Source organism: Thiorhodovibrio litoralis (assembly GCF_033954455.1).
In the GTDB taxonomy this organism is placed as follows: Bacteria; Pseudomonadota; Gammaproteobacteria; order Chromatiales; family Chromatiaceae; genus Thiorhodovibrio; species Thiorhodovibrio litoralis.
In genome coordinates this window covers 2,562,900-2,587,869 of sequence record NZ_CP121473.1, presented here as the reverse complement: position 1 = coordinate 2,587,869, position 24,970 = coordinate 2,562,900, and the positions used below count along the sequence as shown (strand labels likewise).

17 protein-coding genes are annotated in these 24,970 nt (G+C 61.4%); 5 read left to right on the top strand and 12 right to left on the bottom strand.

Annotation, left to right across the window (positions count from 1 at the left end; genetic code table 11):
• Window positions 1-174: 174 nt before the first annotated feature.
• The gene (locus Thiosp_RS11480; RefSeq protein ID WP_201063163.1) at window positions 175-2,913 is read left to right on the top strand and encodes a cation-translocating P-type ATPase; all 2,739 of its coding nucleotides are present in this window, start codon (window positions 175-177) and stop codon (window positions 2,911-2,913) included.
• Between the two features lie 168 nt (window positions 2,914-3,081).
• Here the strand turns inward: Thiosp_RS11480 and nhaD are convergent, their stop codons facing one another.
• The 3 genes from nhaD to Thiosp_RS11465 all read right to left on the bottom strand — a co-directional run bounded on the left by nhaD (window position 3,082) and on the right by Thiosp_RS11465 (window position 7,290).
• Window positions 3,082-4,548: a sodium:proton antiporter NhaD gene (gene nhaD / locus Thiosp_RS11475; RefSeq protein WP_201063162.1), complete on the bottom strand. Its 1,467-nt coding sequence runs from the start codon at window positions 4,546-4,548 to the stop codon at window positions 3,082-3,084.
• Window positions 4,549-4,646: 98 nt separating this feature from the next.
• Entirely contained in the window at window positions 4,647-6,605 is a 1,959-nt protein-coding gene (locus Thiosp_RS11470; protein WP_201063161.1) for an SLC13 family permease, read from the bottom strand.
• Between the two features lie 547 nt (window positions 6,606-7,152).
• A complete protein-coding gene (locus Thiosp_RS11465) occupies window positions 7,153-7,290 on the bottom strand; it encodes a hypothetical protein (protein WP_201063160.1) in 138 nt (45 codons plus the stop codon).
• A 356-nt stretch (window positions 7,291-7,646) separates the two neighbouring features.
• On the opposite strand from Thiosp_RS11465, the gene Thiosp_RS11460 reads away from it, so the two are divergent.
• From Thiosp_RS11460 to Thiosp_RS11450, 3 genes are all read left to right on the top strand, one after another.
• The gene (locus Thiosp_RS11460) at window positions 7,647-8,384 is read left to right on the top strand and encodes a response regulator (protein WP_201063159.1); all 738 of its coding nucleotides are present in this window, start codon (window positions 7,647-7,649) and stop codon (window positions 8,382-8,384) included.
• Window positions 8,381-9,832, top strand: a complete 1,452-nt coding sequence (locus tag Thiosp_RS11455; RefSeq protein WP_201063158.1) for an ATP-binding protein — start codon at window positions 8,381-8,383, stop codon at window positions 9,830-9,832. Before Thiosp_RS11460 ends, Thiosp_RS11455 begins: the two co-directional genes overlap by 4 nt.
• A gap of 176 nt (window positions 9,833-10,008) precedes the next feature.
• The gene (locus tag Thiosp_RS11450; protein ID WP_201063157.1) at window positions 10,009-10,473 is read left to right on the top strand and encodes a peroxiredoxin; all 465 of its coding nucleotides are present in this window, start codon (window positions 10,009-10,011) and stop codon (window positions 10,471-10,473) included.
• A gap of 52 nt (window positions 10,474-10,525) precedes the next feature.
• On the opposite strand, the gene ccoS is transcribed toward Thiosp_RS11450, so the two are convergent.
• Window positions 10,526-10,717, bottom strand: a complete 192-nt coding sequence (gene ccoS, locus Thiosp_RS11445) for a cbb3-type cytochrome oxidase assembly protein CcoS (RefSeq protein ID WP_201063156.1) — start codon at window positions 10,715-10,717, stop codon at window positions 10,526-10,528.
• A 98-nt stretch (window positions 10,718-10,815) separates the two neighbouring features.
• Between ccoS and Thiosp_RS11440 the strand changes: the two genes are divergently transcribed.
• On the top strand, window positions 10,816-11,784 hold the full coding sequence (locus Thiosp_RS11440; RefSeq protein WP_201063155.1) for an MBL fold metallo-hydrolase: 969 nt from the start codon (window positions 10,816-10,818) through the stop codon (window positions 11,782-11,784).
• A 30-nt stretch (window positions 11,785-11,814) separates the two neighbouring features.
• Here the strand turns inward: Thiosp_RS11440 and Thiosp_RS11435 are convergent, their stop codons facing one another.
• From Thiosp_RS11435 to Thiosp_RS11400, 8 genes are all read right to left on the bottom strand, one after another.
• Window positions 11,815-14,373 (bottom strand): heavy metal translocating P-type ATPase, encoded by a 2,559-nt coding sequence (locus Thiosp_RS11435; protein ID WP_201063154.1) that lies wholly within the window; start codon window positions 14,371-14,373, stop codon window positions 11,815-11,817.
• Window positions 14,374-14,403: 30 nt separating this feature from the next.
• On the bottom strand, window positions 14,404-14,943 hold the full coding sequence (locus Thiosp_RS11430; RefSeq protein ID WP_201063153.1) for a FixH family protein: 540 nt from the start codon (window positions 14,941-14,943) through the stop codon (window positions 14,404-14,406).
• A 256-nt stretch (window positions 14,944-15,199) separates the two neighbouring features.
• Window positions 15,200-16,660: a cytochrome c oxidase accessory protein CcoG gene (gene ccoG / locus Thiosp_RS11425; RefSeq protein ID WP_201063152.1), complete on the bottom strand. Its 1,461-nt coding sequence runs from the start codon at window positions 16,658-16,660 to the stop codon at window positions 15,200-15,202.
• A gap of 21 nt (window positions 16,661-16,681) precedes the next feature.
• Window positions 16,682-17,608, bottom strand: coding sequence for a cytochrome-c oxidase, cbb3-type subunit III (ccoP, locus tag Thiosp_RS11420; protein WP_201063151.1), 927 nt, complete (start codon window positions 17,606-17,608; stop codon window positions 16,682-16,684).
• Window positions 17,601-17,825: a cbb3-type cytochrome c oxidase subunit 3 gene (locus tag Thiosp_RS11415; protein ID WP_201063150.1), complete on the bottom strand. Its 225-nt coding sequence runs from the start codon at window positions 17,823-17,825 to the stop codon at window positions 17,601-17,603. Before Thiosp_RS11415 ends, ccoP begins: the two co-directional genes overlap by 8 nt.
• Window positions 17,818-18,558: a cytochrome-c oxidase, cbb3-type subunit II gene (gene ccoO / locus Thiosp_RS11410; protein WP_201063149.1), complete on the bottom strand. Its 741-nt coding sequence runs from the start codon at window positions 18,556-18,558 to the stop codon at window positions 17,818-17,820. The genes Thiosp_RS11415 and ccoO overlap by 8 nt, the downstream gene beginning before the upstream one ends.
• Window positions 18,559-18,585: 27 nt before the next feature.
• A complete protein-coding gene (ccoN, locus tag Thiosp_RS11405; RefSeq protein WP_201063148.1) occupies window positions 18,586-20,037 on the bottom strand; it encodes a cytochrome-c oxidase, cbb3-type subunit I in 1,452 nt (483 codons plus the stop codon).
• Window positions 20,038-20,412: 375 nt separating this feature from the next.
• A complete protein-coding gene (locus Thiosp_RS11400) occupies window positions 20,413-24,954 on the bottom strand; it encodes a PAS domain S-box protein (protein WP_201063147.1) in 4,542 nt (1,513 codons plus the stop codon).
• Window positions 24,955-24,970 lie beyond the last annotated feature (16 nt).

Sequence of the window (24,970 nt, the reverse complement as noted above, 5' to 3'; positions counted from 1 at the left end):
GCTGCCGCTACCAATTGGAATTGCCAACCCACCCGAGCAGGACAGCGTGTTGTTGAACCGCGATGCGAGTCAATGAAAGTCCGCCACGTCAAGGTCCGGGGCGTTCTGCAACGAAAGGCACTGCGCGTGGGGTGCGCGAAATCCAGCCTTCAGCCATTTCAGGAGATTGCACAGGTGCTTTGGTATCAACTCCCACCAGAAGACGTACTGTCCACCCTCGAGACCGACGACCAGGGCCTGTCATCGGCCGAGGCGACTAAACGCCAGGCCACCTGGGGCGAGAATGCCATCAGCGTGCGCAAGACGCCCGCCTGGGAGCGGTTCCTGAAACAATTCAAGGACCCCATGTCGCTGATCCTGCTGGCCACGGCCATGGTCACCGGCCTGCTCACCCTGTTTGGCGCCCATCTGCTGCCGGACACCATGGTGATTCTCTCCGTGGTGGTGCTCAATGCCTGTGTCGGCTTCTATCTGGAAGGCAAGGCCGAAAACGCCATTGAGGCACTCAAGTCCATGATGGTGCCCGAGTGCATGGTGCTGCGCGACCAGGGTCTGGTGCGGATTCCCTCCAAGGGTCTGGTGCCCGGCGACATCGTTGAACTCGAAGGCGGCGACAAGATCCCCGCCGATGTGCGCTTTATCCGGTTGCACAACGCCCAGGTTGATGAATCCTCCCTGACCGGCGAATCGGTGCCCGTTACCAAAACCACCAACGCGATCGAAGGCGATCAGGTGGTGCCCGGTGATCAGAAAAACATGGGCTTTTCCGGCACCTACCTGACTCAGGGCACCGCCAAGGCGGTGGTGGTGGAGATTGGCGACAAAACGGTCTTTGGCGAGATCGCTGGCATGGTCAAAGCCGCCGCCGCGCACTCCACCCCGCTGCAACGCAAGCTCGCGCGCTTCATCAAGACGCTGATCATTGCCATCATGAGCATCGGCACGGTGAATTTCGTGGTTGGCATCTACCTTGGCTACGAGATTTCCTACAGTCTGCTCGGCGCCATCTCGCTGGTGGTGGCCGCGATTCCGGAAATGCTCCCGGCGCTGGTCACCGCCGTGCTGGCCAAGTCCGGCAATGCCATGGCGCGCCAGAACGCCATTGTCGCCAACCTGCCAGCCGCCGAGACCCTGGGCGCCACCTCGGTCATTTGCTCGGATAAAACCGGCACCCTGACCGAAAACCGCATGACGGTGACCGATGTTTTCGCCGCCGGTCAGGCCTTCGGTGTGTCAGGTGTTGGCTATGACCTGCACGGCCAGTTCTCTCAAGACGGTGCGCCCATTGATGCCGCCGCCAATCCAGCACTGCGCCGAATGCTGGAAATCGGCTTCTTCTGCAACAACGCCCACTTAAACGATGAGGGCCACAGCATCGGCGACCCGACTGAGATCGCCCTGTTGATTTCCGGCGCCAAGGCGGCTCTGAACAAAGACCGGCAGCAGCGCATTGAGGAAATCCCCTTCGACTCGAGCACCAAGTACATGGCGGTGCTGGCTGACTATGAGGGGGAGCGCTATATCTTTGTTAAAGGCGCACCGGAGATCCTGCTGGAAATGTGCGCCAGCGCCACGGATGCCAAGGCGAAAGAGACCGATCTGAACCGCGAGGCCTACCTTGAGGCCGCCAGGACCTTCGCCCGGCAGGCGCTGCGAACCCTGGGCTTTGCCTTCAAGCGGGTGGCGAATGATCACGCCGATCTGCTGCACGAGGATCTGCATGATCTCTGCTTTGCCGGCCTGCAGGGCATGATCGACCCGCCTAAGGAAAGTGCGAAGCAGGCGGTTGCCAACTGCAAGTCGGCCGGGATTCGCACCGTGATGGTGACCGGCGATCATCCGCTGACCGCCCAGGCGGTGGCCGGCCAGCTTGGCATTCCGGCCGAGCGGGTGCTCGCCGGCACCGAACTCAATGACATGGACTCAGAGCGCCTGCGCCGGGAAGTCGAAGAAGTCTCGGTCTTCGCCCGGGTCGCGCCTGAGCACAAGCAGCAAATCGCCGCGGCCTTCCAAGCCAACGGCCATGTTGTCGCCATGACTGGCGATGGCGTGAATGATGCCCCGGCGCTCAAGCAGGCCGACATCGGCGTGGCCATGGGTCAGGAAGGCACTGAGGTGGCACGTCAGGCCGCCGACATGGTGCTGGCCGATGACAACTTCGCCACCATCGTCACGGCGGTCGAAGAAGGCCGCCATGCCTGGAAGAATCTGCAAAAGGCGATTCTCTACACCCTGCCAACCAATGCCGCCCAGGCGCTGTTGATCATGGGGGCCATTCTGATGGCCGCGTTCGTCCCCCTATTTGGCGAGCGCTTTGTGCTCGAGCCTATTCAGATTCTGTGGATCAACCTGCTCGACTCGCTGTTACTGACCTTGCCGTTGATGATGGAACCCAAAGAACGCGGCTTGCTGACGCATCCGCCCCGCGACTCAAAGGCGAACATTATCGACGGGCTTTTCATTCAGCGCGTGATTTTGCTTGGCATCGCCATTTCTCTGCCCGGCTTCGGTATCTATTACCTGTTTGGAGCTCCCGCCCTGGCCAATGGCGAACTCATCAACCCGCTGTTGCTGACGCAGGCCCAGACCGCCGCCTTTTGGGCTATTTTATTCGCCCATTTTGGCTATGTCTTCTCGGCGCGATCCATCGACCAGTCGGTGTTCAGCTTCAGCCCCTTCAGCAACAAATGGCTGCTCGCTGGCGTGGGTTTAAGCATCGCCATCCGGCTGATTCCGACCTTCGCGCCGGCGACCTCAAGCTGGTTTAAGACGGCCGATTTTCCCATCCTGTGGTGGCCGCTGATCCTGCTGTGCTTCCTGCCGAGCCTGCTGGCGATTGAGGCCGACAAGTATCTGCGTCAGGCTTGGAGGCGCTCCCAGTGGAGGCTCAACAGGCGGCCGAACCGAGCGTGAACCAAATCGCCCCCTCATTGGTTTATCCTTCTTGAAAATGAGCGAATTCAGGATTCTTCGGGTCGCTCGCCCACCAAGTGCAGACATTTGCGCGCTGGTTATATCCTCCGGTATATGAGGGTCGCGCCCTTGCCGGACTCCAAACGGCCCGATTCGGAACGGCCGAACTTAAAACAGCCCGGCAAAAAACTGGATGATCAGGTGAATCAGTATGCTGGCGAAATAGCCGAGCGCGATCACCGGCGTCCAGCGCAGATGCGTAAAGAAGGTGTAAGCACCGCGCGCCTGCCCCATCAGCGCTACCCCGGCCGCCGAGCCGATTGACAGCAGCGAGCCGCCCACGCCAGCGGTCAGCGTCACCAGCAGCCACTGTGCATTGGACATCTCCGGACTCATTGTCAGCACCGCGAACATCACCGGGATGTTATCGACGATCGCCGAGATCATACCCACCAGAATATTGGCCAGCGTCGGCCCCCAGCCGGTATACATGGCCTCCGACAACAGTCCCAGGTAGCCGATGAAACCCAGCCCGCCGACGCACAGCACCACGCCGTAGAAAAACAGCAGGGTGTCCCATTCCGCCCGCGCGACGTTCTGAAAGACATCAAAGGGCACCAGGTCGCCGATTTCCCGCGCCCGCGCCGAGTTTCTGGACTCCCACCCGTGGTGTGTCATGCGCAGGTAAAAGCCGAATAATTTCAGCAAACCAAGCCCCGTCAGCATGCCGATGACAGGCGGCAAATGCAGGTGGTGATGGAAACTGACCGCCGTGGCAATGGTGAGCAGAAACAGCACAATGATGCGCTTGGCGCCGCGCTTCATGGCGACGCGCTCGGACTCGGTTTGCGGATGCGCGTCGGGCACCGCGCGATACATGAACGCGGCGGGAATGGCGTAATTGACCACCGACGGTACCACCAGCGCGAAGAAGGCAAAGAACTCGAGCTGCCCTGACTGCCACACCATCAGGGTGGTAATGTCGCCAAACGGGCTGAAGGCCCCACCCGCATTGGCCGCCACCACGATATTAATACAGGCCAATGAAATAAAGGTCCGGTTGCCGGCACCGACGGCCAGCACCACCGCGCACATCAGCAGCGCGGTTGTCAGGTTATCCGCCAAGGGCGAGATCAAAAACGACAGCCCCCCGGTCATCAGAAACAGGGTGCGAAAGCCGAAACCACGGCGAATCAAGAAGGCACGCAGGGCATCGAAGACCTTGCGCTCCTGCATGGCGTTGATATAGGACATGGCCACCAGCAGGAACAGCATCAGCTCGGCGTATTCAAGCAGATTGTGCCGCACCGCCTCCTCGGCGGCGTGATTCAGCCCCTCCTGCGCATAGACATAGCCGATCATGCCCCAGATCAGCCCGGCAGCGATGATAACGGGCTTGGACTTGCGCAAATGCAGGAACTCCTCGGCCATGACCAGGGCATAGGCGAGGAAAAAGACAATCAGCGCCGCGTAGCCGACCTTGTGGCTGGTCAAGTCCAGCCATTGCGGTTCGGGTGCCGCACCGGCCGAGGCCATCGCGAGGGGCGTGCATAACAGCAACGCGGCTGTCACGAGCAACCGAAGCGCCGGATGCGCAACCGAAAACAATGGCTGTCGCTGGGTATTAGCGTGCATCCGTGGCTCTCCTATCGATAACATCCCACACTGGCCGCGCGCGCCGCTGAGAACGTTCGGCATGATTCATCGGGTCCGCCTGATTCATCAGCTCGGCTTTACTCATAAAGCGCATTGAGCACCGTCAGTGAGACCACCAGGAAGAGCACCGTCATAATGCCACCGGCGCGCAGATAATCCGGCACCCGGTAGCCGCCGGGTCCCATGATCAGGGCATTGACCTGATGCGTTGGAATCAGGAAAGAATTCGATGTGGCAATGGCCACAGTCAGCGCGAAGATGGCCGGGTTAGCACCGGCCCCAAGCGCGATATTCACCGCCAAGGGCACCAACAGCACGGTGGCGCCGACATTCGACATCACTAGGGTGAAGAAAGTCGCCAGCACCGCGATCGCCGCCTGTATGCCCCAGATCGGCAAATCCCCCAGCAGCCGCAGGCTCTCGTAAGCAATCCAGGCCGCCGCGCCCGAGCTCTCGACCGCCATGCCGAGCGGAATCAGGGAGGCGAGCAAAAACACCGTTTTCCAACTCACCGCCTCATAGGCCTCTTCGATGCTCAGCACCCCGGAGAGCACCATGCCAACCGCTCCGGTGAGCAAAGCCACCGACAGGCGCAGATCGGTCACCAGCACCAGAGCCAGGGTCAGGACAAAAAACAGCAGTGCCGCCGGCACCTTGTGCGGGCGCAACTGCTCGTGCGGATACTCGGTGGTGACCACGACGAAGTTGCGGTCGCTCTCCAGTCGATGCAGGTCCGCCCAGGTGGTATGCACCACCAGGGTATCGCCCGGCTTGAACGGCAAATTACGCACACCACCGGTGCGGTAGGTCAGGGTCTCATCGCCGCGGCGAACCGCTAGCAGCGACAGACCGTATGTCTTGCGCATCCACAGGTCGCGCGCCGTCTTGCCAAGCAGAGCGGAGCCGGGAGGGATGACGATCTCGGCAATACCGGCCTTGCCAGCGGAAAGCGTCTCGGCAAACAGCTCAAGCTCCGGCTTGACGGCGATCCGGGTCTGGCTGACAAACTCGGCGAAGGTCTCAGCCGGTGCGATCAGCCCGAGCCGACTGCCGGCCGCCACGCCCAGACTGCGATCGACGCCATCCGAGCCCAGGCGCACACCATCACCCTTCTCCATCGCGATAACCCGCACCCGCCAGCGCTGTTCAAGCTCATCGACACTGACGCCAACTAGAGGGCCGTCCTCAGGCACCACCGCCTCATAAACCGAGAAATCGCTGAAGCCATAGGTGTCAGCGAAGTAGGCCATGGGATCATGCCCCTCAAGGTGATCTGTCCCCCGCGCCGGCAGCACCAAGCGGCCAGCGATCACGAAATACAAAATGCCTGTTGTGACCAGCGCAAGGCCAATAGGCGCGACCGAGAACAGGCTGAAGGTCTCCATGCGCTGCTCCGGCGCCAGGGACTCATTGGTGGTCAAAATCAGGTCATTGAGCAAGATCAGCGGACTCGAGCCGACCATCGTGATAGTGCCGCCGAGAATGGCGCAGAAGCCCATGGGCATCAGCAGCCGCGACATCGGCAGCCCGGTGCGCGCGGAGATGCGGCTGACCACCGGCAGAAAGAGTGCCGCCGCGCCCACATTCTGCATGAAGGAGGAAATGACCCCTACGGTGCCCGAGATCAGCGGGATGATGCGCGCCTCGGTCTTACCGCCGATGCGCATGATGAAGACCGCCACCCTGGACATGATGCCAGTGCGATCCAGCCCGGCGCCGATGATCATGACCGCGATAATGGAAATCACGGCATTCGAGGCGAAGCCGTCGAACAGGGACTCGACCGGTACCAGCCCGGTATCCAGCCCCATCAGCGGCGCCAGCAGGCTAGTCAGGCCCAATAGCAGCATAACGGTCACGGCCGCAACGTCGACCGCAACCACCTCAAACGCGAACAGGAAGATGGTCAATACCAAAAAGACCATGACCCAGGCGATCTCGCGCGTCGGCACCAGGGTCGCGAGATAGAGGGCAACGCCTGTGAAGAAGAGCGCCGCCAGAGTCCGTGGGGAAATCAGCGATGAGAAAGCGCGCATGGAAACTTCCGTGGGGCGGATCGGTCTCTGTTGCGGTAGGCCCCGGCTCGGCATGCTATGGGACCAATCCGGCTGGCGACAAACCGCAAAAATGCGCGCATTATACTGAGATCAAAGGCTAGGCGCTGAAACAAAAAAACGCCGTCGCACCGGTTCGAAAACCGCTGGGACGGCGAAGAGGCTTGCTACCCTAAAGAAAACCCGCAAGCACAAAACAACCGCTCAGAGCCCCGATGGCGCCACCGAGGCACGACGGCTAAAGTCAGGCGATGCGCAATAGTCAGGCGACGCCCGAAAATCAGGCATCGTCAAGCAACGCGTCTGGGTAGAAGCCGAGCTGCAGAAATCACCGCACCAAAGCGATGCAGGCACTGGCCCGACAAATCGGGCCCAATATCTCGCCTGTTTTCAGGGCTGGGCCGCAGGCTTGGGGGTCCCAAGCCCGGGCTTCAGGCCCGAGGATTGTTAATCCTCAGTTTGAGGTGCTGAGTTTGAGGCCCGGTTTTCACGCCAGGGGCCTCAAAACTGGGGCTCAAACCCGGGAGGCTCACGCCTGGGGTTTCACCGCAGAGCCGCGGCGCGTCCCCCGCGTCTGCGCACCGTTATGACTGACGACGCCGACGAGGAAGCCGCCGGACACAATCGCAACCAACAAACCGCTGATGGTTAAAGCGTCAAAGATCATGCTCGTTCCTCCGAGTTGGTTCGGCAAATGATTCAAAAAGCCTGGCCAAAGATGCGTTCGAGACTTCCAAGCACCGTGCAACAACCGGTTAAGCACTGCGCAGGCACTGGAACAGAGCGATTGATCACCTTCAGCTGATGGTCGTTATTGTGCGAGAAACAGGTTACTCTGTTATTTCCTTATATACTAATATTGTAACAACTTGTAACCAATATGCGAGAACAAAATCACATTTTCGCAACATCGAAAACTAATTGATTATTCGCAATGCAAAACATCCGTCGCTTACCGGCCCGCAAAACCGCGGCGTCTGGCACCTGACATTCCGCCACCACCAAGCAGACGGCTCCCCCACCATGGACATCACCGCATCCAAATCCGCCGATAAGGCCCAGGTACTGGTCGTTGACGATGACCAGGGTCTACGCGATCTGCTGCTCGACTATCTGGAACGCGAAGGCTTTGAGGTGGCGGGCGTGGAGGATGGCGAGCAGATGTTCCGGCATCTTGAGGCAGAATCCCCCGACATCATCATTCTTGACCTGATGCTGCCAGGCGAGGACGGACTCAGCCTGGCGCGGCGGTTGCGCCAAAGCCACAGCACGCCGATCATCATGCTCTCGGCGCGCGGAGATGAGGTTGACCGCATCGTTGGACTTGAGGTCGGCGCCGATGACTATCTGCCCAAGCCGTTCAATCCGCGCGAGCTGCTTGCCCGAATCCGCGCGGTGTTGCGCCGCCAAAGCCCCAGTCCTGCAGAGGAACCCGCAGAGGAGGCGAACGACACCCTCAGCTTCGGCCCCTATCGGCTGGATATCGACATGCGTCAGCTCACGCGCGACGGCGAGCCAATCAGCCTGACCTCGGGCGAGTTCGACTTGCTGTGCGTCTTTTGCGAGCACCCCAACCGCCTGCTCCACCGCGACCAGCTGCTGGACCTGCTCAAGGGCTACGAGCGCAACCCCTTCGATCGCAGCATCGACGTGCAGGTCGCGCGCCTGCGCGCCAAGATCGAGCCCGATAAGAAAAACCCGCGCTACATCCGCACCGTCTGGGGCCGCGGCTACATCTTCACGCCCAAGGGCCAGGCATGACCCGACGCCGGCGCTGGCTGCCAAGCTCGCTGTTCAGCCGCGCACTGCTGACACTGGTGCTGACCTTCGGCAGCTTCGCGCTGGTGACATTTTTCGCCATCCTGCACTATGCGCTCTTTCCGGTGGTCGAACGCGCTACCAGCGACCTGGCCGCCCTGATGGACCTTTCGGCTCGCACCCTGGTCAAGTTGCCCGCGCCGCTGCGCGCCGAATACCGCGAGCGACTGCGCGAGGAGTACCAACTCGAGCTGAGACCGCATCCGGAGCAACCAGAAAACCTCGAGCCCTATTTCTTCCCCTACACCAACCGCCTGGCAAAATCCATCGCCAACCAGCTCGGGCACCGGATCAAGGTCGAAAGCAGTCTGGTGGACGGGGAACGCTGGTTCTGGATGCGCATGGATACCGAGCGCGGCCCGGTCTGGGTCGGGTTTCCGCGCAGCCGCATCAACACCAAACCGCTCCAGGGCGTGGCCCTGGTCTCGGTCATGGCGCTGGTGCTGATTCTGCTCACGGCCACCATTCTGGCCCGACGCGTCACCACCCCACTGACACGCCTCTCGCGCGCTGCAGAGGAAGTCGCGCGCGGACGCTCACCCGAGCCCCTGCCCGAAACTGGCCCGCTGGAGCTGGCCAATCTCGCGCGGCGATTTAATGAGACCAGTCAGCAGGTGCGCGAGCTGTTGGCCGATCGCACCGTGCTTCTCGCCGGTATCTCCCACGACCTGCGCACGCCGCTGACACGCCTGCGTCTGGCGGTCGAAATGCTGCCCGAGCCAGTCAGTGACGCTCAGCGCGCGCGCATGACGCAAGATATCGAAGAAATGGACGAGCTCATTCGCCACGCCGTCGAGCTGGGCCAGAGTCTGGGCGCAGGCGAGCAGCAAAATCTTGAGGTGAGCGTCCTGATCAGGGAGGTCGTCGGCCAGCGTCAGCGCATTCGCTGCCGTCTGGCCGCGCCCTGCCCCGCCCATGTCAACCCCATGGCACTTCGGCGAATTCTCGGCAACCTGATCGAAAACGCGCTGCGCTATAGCGACCACCTGGTGGAGGTCGACCTGCAAGGCTGCGCCGAAAGCGTCGAGATTCAGGTGCTTGATCGCGGCCCCGGTATCCCCGATGAGTCGCTGGACGCCGTCTTCCGTCCGTTCTATCGCCTGGAGCAATCGCGCAATCGCGGCACCGGCGGCACCGGCCTGGGTCTGGCGGTAGCGCGCCAGCTCGCCGTGGCCAATGACATCGAGATCCATCTCCGCACCCGACCTGGCGGCGGCACCATCGCCAGCATCCTGCTCAAACCGCCAGAAGAAAGCGGCGAGCCGCTTCCAGTTCCGCCCAAGAGCGATTCCCACGCACGCATCCCCGAGCGCATTCCCCAACGCAACCATGGGGCCCATGGGGTCCCAGCGCGTTCCGGTGATACAAAATCCACCACCGAAGACGGTTGACGCGCGCCACCAGGCACCCTAAATTCCGCTCCAGCAGGAAACACTACAATCAGCCTGCCGCGGACTCCAGCGCCGGTCTCTCACCGCGCGCCACTCTGTCCGCCTGACTCTCCGCCGCAGCGACTTTTGCAGGCTGTGCTGCGGCGATGGCATCAAACCACCGGAGCCTTTCGTTCATGTTGCAAGCTGGCGACATTGCCCCTGATTTTTCCCTCCCCGACGCCGACATGGATGTGGTCAAGAGCGCCAAGCTCTGGGCCGACCAGCATCTCATCCTGTGCTTCTACCCCAAGGACGACACCCCCGGCTGCACCATGGAAGCGCTAGAATTCACCGACCTGCACCCGGAATTCGAGGCAGCCGGCACCAACATTGCCGGTATCAGCCGCGACAACTGCGCCAGCCACGGTGCCTTTCGCGACAAATACGGCCTCAGCCTGCTCTTGCTGGCGGACACCGACGCCGAAGTTTGCGCCGCCTACGATGTGCTGCGAGAGAAAGTCGTCAACGGTGTCAGCCGCCAGGGCATCCTGCGCACCACCTTCATCATCGAAAAAGGCGGTCGCATCCGCCACGCGCTCTACGACGTCAAGCCCAAGGGGCACGCGCAACGGATGCTTGAGCTGGTGCAGTCCCTATAAGAAGCCCGCACCGGGAGGGATAAGGCGTTAACATCCGAGCGAATCACGCCAATCAATCGTCATCCACATCCGCGCCGGGAAAGCGCCGCGGATCGGACGGCTTGATATCGTCATCCATCAAAATACGCTGCCCGTCTCCCTCGAGATCGTCAAACTGCCCGCTGCGCGCGGCCCAGAACAGCACCACAACGGCGGCAAGCCCAAGTAGCAGCATGCCGGGGATCAGACCGTAGATGACTTCCATAACTTTGTTTTGGGCAGAATGTCTGCGGAGAGTGAAAACATTAAATCGCGCGCACCGGGACTCTCTCAAATGAGTGCAGAGCACCAAGGAATTTTCCGATGAAGACAACCCTAGCACAGACACGCCCAGTAAAGACCACTCTGGTGTATCTATTGGCCGTGCTCGTTGCCGGCATTTCCTGCGCTGCGCAGGCCTACGAGCCGAAAGCCACCCGCGTGGTAGATAACGTCTATGCCATTATCGGTCCAACCTCCGGCCGCACGGCCGAGAACGACGCGCTCAACAACAATCTCGGCTTTGTCGTGACCGACGCGGGCGTGGTCCTGATCGATTCGGGCGCGTCGCGACGAGGAGCCGAAAAGATCGACGCCGCCATCGACCAAGTGACCGACAAGCCGGTGACTCATGTGATCAACACTGGCAGTCAGGATCACCGTTGGCTTGGCAATGGTTACTTCCGCGATCAAGGCGCGCAGATCATCGCGCTCGCGCGCACGGCGAAGACGCAAAAGCAGTTTGCCGAACAGCACCTTGACAGCTTGCGCCAGGTACTTGGCGACGGACTCGCGGGGACGGAACCGGACTACGCGCAAGCACCGGCCGACGGTGACCGCCTGACGATCGAGATCGGCGGCCTGAGCTTCGAGCTCATCTGGTTTGGCGACGCCCACTTCCCCGGTGATGTCGTGGTCTGGCTACCCGCGCAGGAGGTGCTCTTCACCGGCGACATGGTCTATGTTGATCGTATGTTGGGAATTCACCCATGGTCAGACGTAACAGCGTGGCGCGATGCGTTTCACGCCATGGAATCCCTTGAGCCAAGCTACATCGTTCCAGGCCACGGGCAGGCAACAGACTTGGCGCAGGCGCGCGCGCAAACCGGCGACTATCTGGACTTTCTGGTTACCGAAACCAGCGCAGCAGTGGAGAATTTCGACGACCTGCAGGCCACCGTCGAGCGCCTTTCGGATGCCCCAGGCTTCAAGAACCTTGAGCACTTCGACAACTGGCATCGCACCAATATCAGTCGCACCTTCACGCAGCTTGAGGCCAAGTCGGTGGAATAGTTCATGTGCCAGCGGCTAGTCCAGGCCATATCAGATCTTGGCCGAGTTGGTCGTCGCACCACCCCCACCGCCCTGCTTTTTCAGCACTGAAGCAATCCTTGCCGAGTTGCCGATGACGGCAAGGGAGCTTAGGGGCATGGCGATGGCTGCGACAAGTGGGGTGATCATCGCGGCCATTGCCAGCGGAACCATGATCAAATTGTAGACGATCGACAGGCCGATATTCTGGCGGATGGCTGTTAGGGTGCGTTGTGCTAGCGCCAGTGCCTGGGGCACACGGGTTAGCTCGTTGCGGGTGAGAATGATGTCGGCGCTGGCCATGGAGACGTCGGTGCCGCTGCCAAGCGCCATACCGATGTCGGCGCTGACCAGGGCCGGGGCGTCGTTGACGCCGTCGCCGACCATGACGACCCGCTGCCCGGCCGCGCGCAGCTTAGCGATGACCTCGGCCTTGCCCTCGGGTAGAACTTCGGCGATGGCCTGTATGTTGCCCAGTCTTTGTGCGATTGCGACGGCGGCTTGCTGTCGGTCGCCGCTGAGCAGGGAGACCTGCAAGCCTCGAGCGAGCAACGCATTCACCGTCGCTTGCGCATCCTGGCGCAGGTCGTCACTCAGCAGCAAGCGTGCGACTTCGGTGCCCGCAACGGCCAGATGCAGGACCGTGGCTCCGGGCCAGTCGGGCGGGGTCTCGATGTCTTTTGCCAGCGCAATGCCTTGCTCACGCAGCCAGTCGGCCGAGCCGAGGACCAGGGATTGTCCATCCACCACGCCGGCCAGACCGCGTCCGGGCTGAATTCGCACTTGCTCGACGGTCAAGCCGCCAAACCCGAGTTGCTGCTCGCGTACGAAGCGAGTCAGCGCTCGGGCGAGTGGGTGTTCGGAGAGCTGCTCAAGCGCGGCGACCGCGGCGAGCCACTGCTGCTGTTGCTCGGTCAGCGGACTGGAGTAGTGTCGGGCGCGGTCTCGGGCCTCCTGTTGACCGAATTCACCAGCGGCATCATCGGCGCGCCAGAGTCCAAGATTATCCACTAACGCGACAAGGGTCGGCTGGCCGAGCGTCAGGGTGCCGGTCTTATCGAACACCACTTGGGTGGCACCGGAGAGCCGCTCGAGCACGGCGCCGTTTTTGATCAATATCCCCTGCCGCGCGGCGCTGCCGGTTGCCACCGCAATAGCCATGGGCGTGGCCAACCCGAAGGCGCAGGGACAGGTAATGATCAGCACCGAGGTCGCCGCCAGCACGGCGGTGGCCGGGTCGGCCGGCCACCACAGCAGCGCCGTCAGCAACGCCAGCAGCAGAGTCGCGCCGACAAACCAGGGCACCACCCGGTCCGCCAGACTTTGAATCGGCGCTTTGCTGGCCTGGGCCTCCTCGACCAAATGCAGGATGCGCCCGAGCTGGGTGTCGCGCAGCACGCCCGCGACCCTGACCTGTAGCGCTCCGGCGCCGTTCATGGTGCCGGCGGCGACCGACTGCCCTGGGCCGCGCACGACCGGCTTGGATTCACCAGTCAGCAAGGCCTCATCTAGCTGGCTGTCGCCGCGCTCGACCGTTCCATCCGCCGGCACCGCCTCGCCCGGGCGGATAAGAATCAAATCGCCGGGCCGCAACGCGCGAATCGGCACCAGTGCCTCCTCACCATCGCGCAGTAGAGTCGCCGCCTTGGGTTGAAGATCGAGCAGGCGCTGAGTGGCCGAAACCGCATGGCGCCGCGACATGGCCTCCAGATAGCGGCCGAGCAGAATCACAAACAGAAAGTTGACTACCGTATCCCAGTAGACATCCCCCTGCCCTGTCAGGGTCACGATAAGCGAATAGAGATAGGTGATGCCAGCGCCGATAGCGATCGGCAGGTCCATGTCCAGATGACCGCGGCGCAAGCCGCGCCAGGCGCCGGTAAAGAAGGGCCAGCCCGAGTAGATCAGCACAGGCGTGGCGAGCAGGCAGCCAATCCAATGGAACAGCTCGCGGAACTCACCCCGGTCCGCCCCGGCATAGAGGGCGATGGAGATCCACATCAAGTTCATGGCCGCGAAACCAGCGAAGGCCATGCGATACAGCAGCGTGCGATTGCGCCGCTTGAGCCCCAGTTCGGCCGAGCGCGGATCGAAGGGCACCGCGGCATAGCCAAGCTCGCCTAGGCGCCGAAGGATTTGCGACAAGCGCAGGCGGGCGTTATCCCAGCGCAGCGTCAGCCGCCGCCCGGTCAGATTAACGCGCGACTCGGCGACACCCGGCATGGCGCCGAGACCGTTCTCGATTAGCCAGACGCAGGCAGCACAATGGATACCCTCAACCGAAAGCTGCGCCTCGCGCGCATCGCCCGAGACCTGGGCAAACTCCTGCTGCACCTCATCAAGATCATAGAAGTCGAGCTGACGCGGCAGCTCCGGCGGCGGGCCGAACACCTCGCCATCCGGCGTGCGCTGATAGAAGCCCTCAAGCCCGGCGCGATGAATCGCCTGGCATACCGCTTCGCAGCCATGGCAGCAGAAATCGCGCGCCTGATCCCCTATCTGGGAATGGACGACAGTAGCAGGCGTGACAGGAAGGCCGCAGTGAAAGCACCGCGACGGCTGTTCGATCATCCGAATCGCTGTTGCATCAAGGGCGGCGCATCAACGCCGCGCCCGATCGACATGCAGACGCTGGTCGAGCTGGTACTCAGCCTCGCCATCGCGCACAGCGATCAGGCTGTCCCACAAGCCGGGCAGCGAAAAACTCAGCTCAGCGCGATAGCGCCCCGGCGCTTCCTCCACCATCGGGACAGAGAAGTCCCGCCCTGCATCCGACGGACGATAAGCAAAGAAGGTCACCGCATCGGGCGTAACCGGCTGACCGGCCTTATCGACCGCAAAGAAGCGCACAGTCACAGGCTCTCCAACCCTGAGATCCGCCGGAATATCGCTTGAGAGCATCCAGTTCGGCGTTGCCGCCGCACGCGAGCGAATACTCTCCTCCATCGCCCGGCCGCGCTCATAGTAGTCATCCACCACCAGACCCGGACTGGTGACAAAGGCCAGGGTGACCATGGTGATGTTGACCAGCAGGACCACAACAACCAGACCAATCCACCCGCGCACCCAAGGGCTGCGCCAAGCCGGCGTCGGTTGCGCGCCCTGGGCTGACCCCGAAGCCACGGAAGCAATCTCAGTCATCAGTCAATTTCCTCCATGCAGCCTTCGCACAACGACAAATGGATTCCGGCAATTCAGCAGCAGAGATGAACTTCGGGTTCTGTTCGGGGTTCTGTTCGGGTTCTGGGCCGGGTGACGGGCGCGGGGGTCTCCAGCGGCAGGACGCCGCTGGGAAGCCTACAGGGATGTATTTACGGCGTCCCCCGCGACCGTCACTCGGCCCAGAACAACCCCCGCACTCTCGAAGATAAGTCCCACCAAACTCGCCAACCTAACCTCAACGCCGCTCAGCAAAAAACGCACTCTCACGCTCAGCCGTCGCCTCAGTCCCATTGGCCAAAGTCGCCCGCGCCGAAAAGAAAATCGGAATCGTCTCCCCAGTCAAATGCTCAGGCTCAATGCGCACGAACACGATCATCGGCGTCACTTCCCCATGCTTGATGCGAAGGCGATGCTCAATCCCCTTTACCTCAATCGGCACATCGGCACGCACCGCCACCTCAGCCGTCAAATCATCGTTAGCCTTGTTCAGCACCTTTAGCGTGTACTTGTTCTGAATCGAGCCATCGCTCAACTGCACAAACAAGGGCGAGCGCTCATGCAGGACTTTAAGCTCAATATTGGTCAGCGTCGAAAAGCCATAGACAATACCCACCAGCGAGAGCGCCAGGATGGCGAAATAGACCCAGACACGCACGCGCTTCAGTAACGCCTTCGCCCCCCTGCCCTCGATCTCATCCAGCGAAGCATAGCGAATCAAACCGCGCGGTCGGTTGACCTTGTCCATGACCTGATCACAGGCATCGATACAAAGCGCGCAAGTGATGCAACCCTCCTGCTGGCCGGCGCGGATATCGATACCGGTCGGACAAACAGCAACACATTGATTGCAGTCGATACAATCGCCCTGCTTCTGCGCCCCAGCATCCAAGCCAGCATCCGATCGGGCATCCGCACCCTTGTGAAGGCGCCCGCGCGGCTCACCGCGCAACAAATCATAAGCAGGGACCAGCGTGGTGCGGTCCAGCATCACCCCCTGAATACGCGCGTAAGGACAGAGCCAGAAGCACACCTGCTCGCGCAGCCAGCCTGCGAGTACATAGGTGCCCACGGTAAAGAGCGCCACAAAGGCATAGACCGCGCCATTGGCCTGAGCGGTGAAGAAATCCCGCCACAGCGGGAAGACACCATAGAACCAGGCAACAAAGCTCCAGCCAGTGGCAAAGCCAATTAGCATCCACAACAGATGCTTGACGCTCTTGATACCGAGCTTGCGCGGCGTCCAGGGCGCGCGCTCCAGCAACCGCCGCTCGCGCGGGTTGCCCTCGAGCCATTCCTCGATCAGCGTGAAGATATCCGTCCAGACCGTCTGAAAGCAGAAAAATCCGCAATAGACCCGCCCAGCCAGCGCCGTGGCGACGGCAAGCAGAATCGCAAAGAACAGTAGCAGCAGGGACAGCATCCAGAAGTCCTGCGGCAGCACGGTGGCGCCAAAGAGGTGATACTGCCGATTGGGAATATCAAACAGCACCGCCTGACCCCCGTTCCAACGGACATAGGGCCCGAGGAAGAAGATCAGCCAGACCGAGGCGGCCCACCATTTGATGCGCCGCCAGCGCCCGGGCAGACGCTTGGCATGAATAGTCTCGCCGCCGTCGTTGACCTGCCAGTGCTCGGACTCGGCATAAAGGTCATCGAGCCCATCGACAACCGGCGCGCTGCTGGTGGGATCAGTCAAGGACAGGGTTCCGTCACGGGGCTACTGACCGCCACCGAGCTCATGCACATAGATGGCGAGCTTTTTGATCTGCTGCTCATCAAGCCGGCCCTCCGCGCTGCCCGCGCCGCCAAACCGCGGCATCACGGCATTGCGCGTTTGCTCGACCCCGGACTGATTCACACCATAAAGAATGGTGTGCTTGGCGCTCTCAAAGCCGCCCGGGCGAAAGCGCCACAGGGTATCGGTCAGATTGGCCGCGCCGACGGTGATCGGGTCCCCATTGGGCAGGGTGCCAAGCGTGCCATTCGCCTGCGGGCCATGGCAGCCTGAGCAGCCCTTGGTATTGAACAGATTCCAGCCCTCGGGGCTGCCCTCCTTGCCCTCGCTTAGGTCAACGGCGAACTGGGCCAGGGTGTCCACCTCCTGCTTGCTCAAGATATTTTGATGCGCAATCATGTTGCCCTTGCGCCCGCCGGTGATGGTTTCAGCGATCTTCCCGAGCGAACCGCCCCACAACCAGGCGTTGTCGGCCAGCACCGGGTAGCCGGGATTTCCCTGCCCGCCACTGCCGTGGCAGGCTGCGCAATAGTCGCCAAACACCACCTTGGACGAGGCCAGGGTGTACTGGAGCAGGCCAGGATCAGCAAGAATCTCCTCCGCGGACATCTGAGCGATGCGATCCTCGTACTTGGCGCGCACCGCGTCGACCTGTGCCATGCCTTGCTCAAACTCCTTGATGGAGGTCCAGTCGAGCACTCCTTTGGTAAATTCCTGGTCGGTCTTGTCTGTCTCCCAGGGTGGCGCCGGCCACATTGGATAGAGCAACCCATAGAGCACCCACCAGGCAATCGACAACCAAAAGGCGATCATCCACCAGCGCGGCGGCGGATTCTTCAGCTCGCGGATGTTATCGTCCCAGAAGTGGCCGGTGTTGTTCTCGCCCGGGAAAGGATTTTCGTCAGCCATGCCCACCTCCGTTGCGATCGCCGTTCGCGTCGCTCGGGTCTTCTTCAAAGAGAATGTGTTTTCTCGCTTCCAGCGCGTCGCGGTTCTTGGGCCTGAATACCAGAAAATAGGCCAGCGCCATGAGCACCGTGATGGCAACCGTGAGCAGGGTTCCGAACCAATCGGCCGCCGTCATCGCAGCCCAGTCGGTATGAAAATACTCGGCAAGGCTATTCACGGTAATCCACTCCCGGCTGCAGATTGGCCATGGTGCCAAGCACCTGCAGATAGGCCACCAAGGCATCCATTTCGGTTTTCTCGGCGGTCAGCGCAGGAGCCGTTTCGATGTCCGCGTCTGCGTAGGGCACGCCAATCAGCCTAAGCCCGCGCATGCGAAAGGCCTGGCGTTTGCCATTGACCAGACGCTCCTCAAGCCAGGGATAGCTCGGCATGATGGACTCAGGCACCACCGAACGCGGATCATGCAAATGCTGGCGCTGCCATGCATCGGAGTATTTGGCGCCGACCCTTGCCAAGTCCGGCCCGGTGCGCTTGGAACCCCATTGGAAGGGGTGGTCAAACATGGACTCGGACGCCAGCGAGTAATGCCCGTAGCGCTCGCGCTCGTCGCGGAACGGGCGCACCTGCTGGGAGTGGCACAGATAGCAGCCCTCGCGCTGGTAGATATCGCGCCCGGCCAGCTCGAGCGCCGTGTAGGGACGAATGCCGTCGCCCGCCTTCCAGTTCCAGACCTCCTTGCCGCTGTCATCCACGGAGACGATGGGCGTCTGCCCTGCCTGATCCCAGACGATCTCCGGGAAGCGGTTCGACTCCTCGGTACTCTTGAGATAAAACAGCGGCACGATCTCCACGATGCCACCAATCGACAGCACAATGGCCGTCATGATCAGCAGGCCCCAGATGTTGCGCTCGAGAAAGTCCTGCACGCCGCGCGCTTTGGTATCAGCCATGTTGGTCTCTCCTGCTCGGGGCCGCGCTCACACTGCCACCGGAACCATTGGCCCGCGCGCCTCGCGCAGGCTGCCCTCGGAGGCGGACTTCCACACCGTCATCAGCACATTAAAGAGCATCACCACGGCGCCGAACAGGAAAATCCCGCCGCCAACCGCGCGCATCGCATAGTAGGGATGCATGGCCGCGACTGACTCGACAAAGGTGTAGGCCAGGGTGCCGTATTCGTCGTAGGCGCGCCACATCAGCCCTTGCATGATGCCGGCCACCCACATGGCCACGATGTAAATGACCGTGCCGATGGTAGCGGCCCAGAAATGGACATTCACCAGGGATTCTGACCACATCTTGGTATGCCACAGGCGTGTCATCAGGTGATAGATGGCGCCGATGGAAATACCCGCGACCCAGCCAAGCGCACCTGAGTGCACATGCCCAATGGTCCAGTCGGTGTAGTGCGACAGGGCATTGACCGTCTTCAGTGCCATCACCGGTCCCTCGAAGGTCGACATGGCATAGAAGGCCAGCGCGATGATCAAAAACCGCAGCACATAGTCGGTGCGCAGTTTGTCCCAGGCACCCGAGAGCGTCATCATCCCATTCACCGCCCCGCCCCAGGAGGGGATGATCATGGCGATGGATACGGCCGCGCCCAGCGAGCCGGTCCAGTCCGGCAACGCGGTGTATTGCAGATGGTGCGCGCCGAGCCAGACGTAGCCGAACATCAGCGCCCAAAAGTGAATGACCGACAGCCGGTACGAGTAAACCGGCCGGTTCGCCTGTTTGGGCACAAAGTAGTACATGATGCCGAGGAACCCGGCGGTGAGGTAAAAGCCGACCGCATTGTGCCCCCACCACCATTGGATCATGGCGTCCTGCACGCCGGAGAACAGGCTGTAGGACTTAAACAGCCCCACCGGAATGGCCAGGCTGTTGACCACATGCAGGTAGACGATCATCACCATCATGCCGAGAAAGAACCAGTTCGACACATAGATGTGCGAGCTCTTGCGATGCGCGATGGTCATGATGAAATTGAAGGTGAACGCCAGCCAGACCGCGGCAATCAGGATATCGATCGGCCATTCCAGCTCTGCGTATTCTTTGGACTGAGTAAAGCCAAAGGGCAGCGTCAGCACCGCCAGGACGATGACCAGGTTCCAGCCCCAGAAGGTATACCAGGCGAGCTTGTTGCTCCACAGCGGTACGCCGCAGGTGCGCTGCACCGTGTAGAAGGCCGTGCCCATCAGGGTACAGCCGCCAAACGCAAAGATGACAGCGTTGGTATGGACCGGACGCAGCCGTCCGAAGGAGATGTAGGGATTATCGAAATTCAGAAAGGGCCAGGCGAGTTCCGATGCGATATAGACGCCGACCGAGGCGCCAAACACCAGATAGACCACCGCCATGATGGTAAACCAGCGCACGACATCGAAGTCGTACTTGCGCTCCGCGGCGCTATCCGCCGTTACTTCCATAGACTCCTCCACTGACTGCTACACGAGCCACGACAGCCAAGCCGCAGCAGCGAAACGGGGCCGGGCCGACTGGTTGGAACCGACTGGCGCAGCCCCCATCGGGATCACCAGTCGGACGCTGAAGGAGCGCGACGGAATTGTCGCATATGGGATCAACCGCTGGGCAATGACCTGCCACCCCTGCCCCCAATGACCCGCCACCCAGAGCCATGCCGCGCATTTTCAGCCGCTGCAATGACAATTCATCAGCGCCTGAAAGTCAAGATACTCGAGTCAAATACTCAAGCTTTCAGGGATCGCCCGATTGGCGCGCGTGCCGTGCTGGTAGTACTGCCGCCGCAGCAAGGAGGCGAAAGAACCCGCGCCTCATCCTTGTCACTCAGTATCGGGCGGAGTTGCTTGAGCCGCTAGCGCCTCTAGCACCTGCTCAAGCTTAGCAGCCAGGCTGTCTGCATTGTCCAACGCCGTTTGATCGCCGGCGCGGGCTTGCTCGCATAGTTTATCGGCTTGCAGGTGCAGCGACTCGGCGCAGAGATTGCCTGAGAAGCCTTTCAGGCTATGGGTCTGGCGGAAGAATTCATCGAGGTTGCCTTCGGAGGCGATGGTACGCAGCCGCGCCGGAGTGTCTTTTTGACTGTCGAGTGCGGTTTGGATGAGCCTTGGGATAAAACCGGGCGAGTGCTCAAAGCGCTGATGCAGCGCGTCCCAGTCGACTAATGGCAGCTGCGTGCCCGGTTGCGAGTCGGGCTGCGAGTCCGGGGTCTGGCCAACTGGCTCGGGCGCTGGTGATGCAATGATTGTTCCATCCGCAGGAGTTGCTTCGGCGGCCACCGGGTTATTGTCCTGGTGGGCAATATCCGCGCGGCAGTTGCCGATGGCTGCCACCAGGGCGTCCATGTTGATGGGTTTGGTCAGGTGCGCCACCATGCCGGCGTTCAGGCAGCGCTCGCGTTCCTCGCTCATCGCGTGGGCCGTCAGGCCGATGACTGGCAGCTTGGGCCAGCGTTCGCGGATGCGGCGGGCCGCTTCGTAGCCGTCCATCACCGGCATTTGCACGTCCATCAGAACCAGGTCAAAAGTCCCTGGTGCCGCGCTCAGTTGTGCGAGCGCGTCCTCGCCATTCACGGCGGTGGTGACCTGAGCGCCTCTGTGGCCGAGCAGGTCGGTCAGCACCAGCAGGTTGAGCTCGACATCGTCCACGGCAAGAATGTGGAGGTCGGCCAGGGATTGATCTGGCGCGCCGCCGGTTGTTCGCCGGGGTGTGGCGTCTTTCGGCACCTGCGCTTGTTGCAGCGGGAGTCGCAGTTCGAAGCAACTGCCGATGTTGGGTTGGCTATCCACCTTGATGTTGCCGCCCATCATATCTGCCAAAGACCGGCTGATCGCCAGCCCCAGGCCGGTGCCGCCGTGGGTGCGGGTGGTGCCGGCATCGGCCTGCTCGAAGGGCTGGAAAATCCGCGCCATCTGCGCCTCGCTCATACCGATGCCGGTGTCTTTAACCGTGAAAAGCAGTTGTTGATCGTCGCGCGAGACAGTCAGTCGCACCTCGCCGGCCTGGGTGAACTTGACCGCGTTGCCGAGCAGATTGAGCAGAATCTGGCGCAGGCGCATGGCGTCCATCAGGATATACTCGGGCAGATCTTGCGCCTGATTGATAATCAGATCGAATCCCTTGGCACGGACTTGGGGGTTGAGCAGCGACTGGATCTCGGCGAGCGTCTCGCTCAGGCGCACGGGTTCGGGATGAATGCTGAGCTTGCCGGCCTCGAGCTTGGACAGATCGAGAATGTCGTTTAACAGCACCATCAGATGCTCGCCGGCGCGCTGGATCTGGCGGAACAGCCGCCCGGCCTTGCCGGTGTCGTAGTCACGCCGGCCAATCTCGGTGAGGCCGAGAATCCCGTTCAGTGGCGTGCGGATTTCATGGCTCATGTTGGCCAAGAAGTTGTTTTTGAGTCTGGTCAGACGTTCGGCTGCCGTCAGGGCGGCGGCACGGGCGTTCTCCAGTGCCTGTCGCTCGGTGATGTCACTGCCAGCGGCCAGTACGCCAATGAGCTGGCCGCTGCTGGGGTCGTGCAGCAGGCGGTTGCGCCAAGCGATCAGGCGCTCGGAGCCGTCGGCGCATTGCACCAGACTTTCGACACAGCCGGGGTTTTCGCCATCATCCTGGGTACACCCCTCAAAGAGTTCACGCATCCTGGATCGACTAGCCTCGGGCACGCAGGTCTCGAACCAATCCTGGCCCAGCAGTTCGGACTCCGTGCGACCGAGCAGCGCGCAGGTGTAGCTGTTAGCCAGGGTGATGCGGCCGTTAAGATCGACCGAGACGATCATGGTGCTGACTGTCTCCAGATACCATTGCGCCCGATTGCGTTCCCCACGCAGTTCCTCGGTGGCGCGGCGCAAGGGCGAGATGTCAGCGATGTTGCCGAGAATGCCTTGGGGATGGCCCGCGCTATCGCGCAGCACCGTGGTGGACAGCAGCACGTTCAAGGTCTCGCCGTCTTGCCGGCGCAGCCTCCATTCGCGGGTTTCATGGCCCTCGCGCAGCGCAGGCTCGGTAAAGACCTGGAAGCCGGGTTTGATCTCTTCACCAAAGGTGGCCGATAGCTCAGCGGCGCGGTCTTGCACCTCGCTGTCAAGATGGAAGCTTAGAGGGGTTGCATGGCCGATCATGTTTTCGGCGGTGTACCCAAGCAGGCGCTCGGCGGCAGGATTGAACTGGCGGATCACCCCGCCCATGTCGGTGGCAATAATTGCATAGGCGGCGAGATCGACCATTTGCGCGGCGACATGCAGTTGCTCCTCAGCCTGCTTGCGCGCGCGGATGTCCTCGATCACGGCGATGAAATAGCTTGGTGTGCCCTGATCGGTGCGCACCAGCGACATGGTCACCAGGACCCAGACAATCTCGCCGCTTTGATGGAAATAGCGCTTTTCGAGCTGATAATTGGCGATGTCGCCGGCGATCAGTTGGGCGACCAGATTGAGGTTCTTGCCCAAGTCATCGGGGTGGGTGATGCTTTGAAAATTGCGTTGGCAGAGTGTTTCGCTGGAATAGCCGAGTGTCTCCGAGAGCTTGGTATTCACCCGCAAGTAGCGGCCATCCGGGGCAAGATGGGCCATGCCGACCGCCGCTTGCTCGAAGGTGGCCTGAAAGTCTTGCTGGCTGGCGAGTTGGTCGCGCTGAGCCCGGTAAAGATCTGTCAGATCATTGAACACCGTCGCGATGTAGGGTTTGCCGTTTTGGGTGACACAACGTGCGCTGATCCGCACGTCGCGTATTTGGCCGCCTTTACGCCGCAATTGGGTGTCGAAAACCAATAGCCCCAAGCGTTGGATTTCCGCCAACTGCGCTTTTTGCTCGGGCAGCGAATGCACGACGTCGAGATCAGTGATGGTCAGTTGGTCGAATTCCTCCTTGGTGTAACCGAGCATCGCGGACAGGGCGGGATTGAACTGAGCGAACTTCATTGATTCAGGGTCGACCAACGCCATGCCGTTAGGTGCCTGGTTGACTAGGGCGAGGAACAGGCTTTCCTTGTCCGCGAGCGCGATCTCTGCGCCGTGATAGCGGGTCAAGTCGGTATTGGTGCCGATCACGCGCAAGGCTTGACCATCCTCGTCGCGCTCGAGTGCGTAGCCGAGACCGAGCATCCAGCGATAGGAGCCATCCTTGGCGCGCAGGCGATGCAGGATACTCAGCTGGTCCTGATCGCCCTTGCGATGCGCTTCGACCTGTTTGAGCGTTTCTGCGAGATCGTCCGGATGAATGCGTCGGCCCCATTCATTGAGGTGCGAGGCGATCTCCTTCTCGCGATAGCCGAGCATTTCCTTCCAGCGCCGGGAGTAGATGACCTTATCCGTGCGCCTGTCCCAGTCCCAAACACCATGTCCTGCGCCGTCCAGTGCCGCAAGCCAACGCTGTTCCGAAGTGGCGATTTGGCGTTGGGCCTGTCGCAGGCGTCTGTTGTTGAGCGCAAGCGCCAGAATCAGCATGATCGACAAGAACGCGAGCCCGCCAAGGACGGAGATTTCGCGGTAGTGCACCGACCAGATGTGCTGATAGCCCGGCTTGGCTTCCTGGTCGAATGGCTGGACTTGCAGGGTACGCATCACCGCTTCCAGCGTCCTGTAGTCCGCCGGCAGATCGAAGCCGGCGATCCCAACGGCGTGTGCGATCGGATGCTCGGGGCTGAGCTGAATCAGGGCGGCAGCGAGCTGGCGGCCGATCTCGGGGTCGAGTCCGGGCAGTGCCATGATGGGCCACTCCGGATAGAGCCGGGAAGAGACCAGGAAGGGAAAATTGGGATAATCCCGCGCGCCGAGGATTGTGAGGTCGGCCAGATCGACCTGCCCTTCGGTCTGGAGTTGTTCGAGAATGCCGGTGCGCACAAAACCTGCATCGGCCTGACCGTTGAGGACGGCGAAGACCACGGCATCGTGCGTGGCCGGATCGAAGTTGAACTTGATTTGTTCGGGCCGCAGCCCGACCGCTTGGAGCGCCTCGAGCGGGGCGATATAGCCGCCGAGAAAATCCGGGCCAGCCGCCAGGATGCTGCGACCTTTCAAATCTTGCAGCGTCTGGATGTCGTCGCGCCCGGCCTGGGTGATGATGACACCGCCAAGTCGACTGACGATCTGCCCCTGCTCGCGCCGCATCAGGGTGGCGAGCGCGCCTGTCATCTCAAACTGCTCGCGCAGGCGGATGTAATGCACCGGGTTGGTGAAGACGAGGTCGAGCTGATCCTGAGCCAGTGCGTGCTTTAGCGCTTCGATCTCGAGCAACCGCAGGCGCACCTGGTGATTCGGCAGCTGCGCCGACAGATACTCGGCCAGCGGTTCCCAGCGCTTGCGCAGAATCTCGCTCGGGCGATAGGCGAACATGCCCAGCACCAGCTCGTTGCTGTTGGCCAAAGGCGGCTCAGTCTGT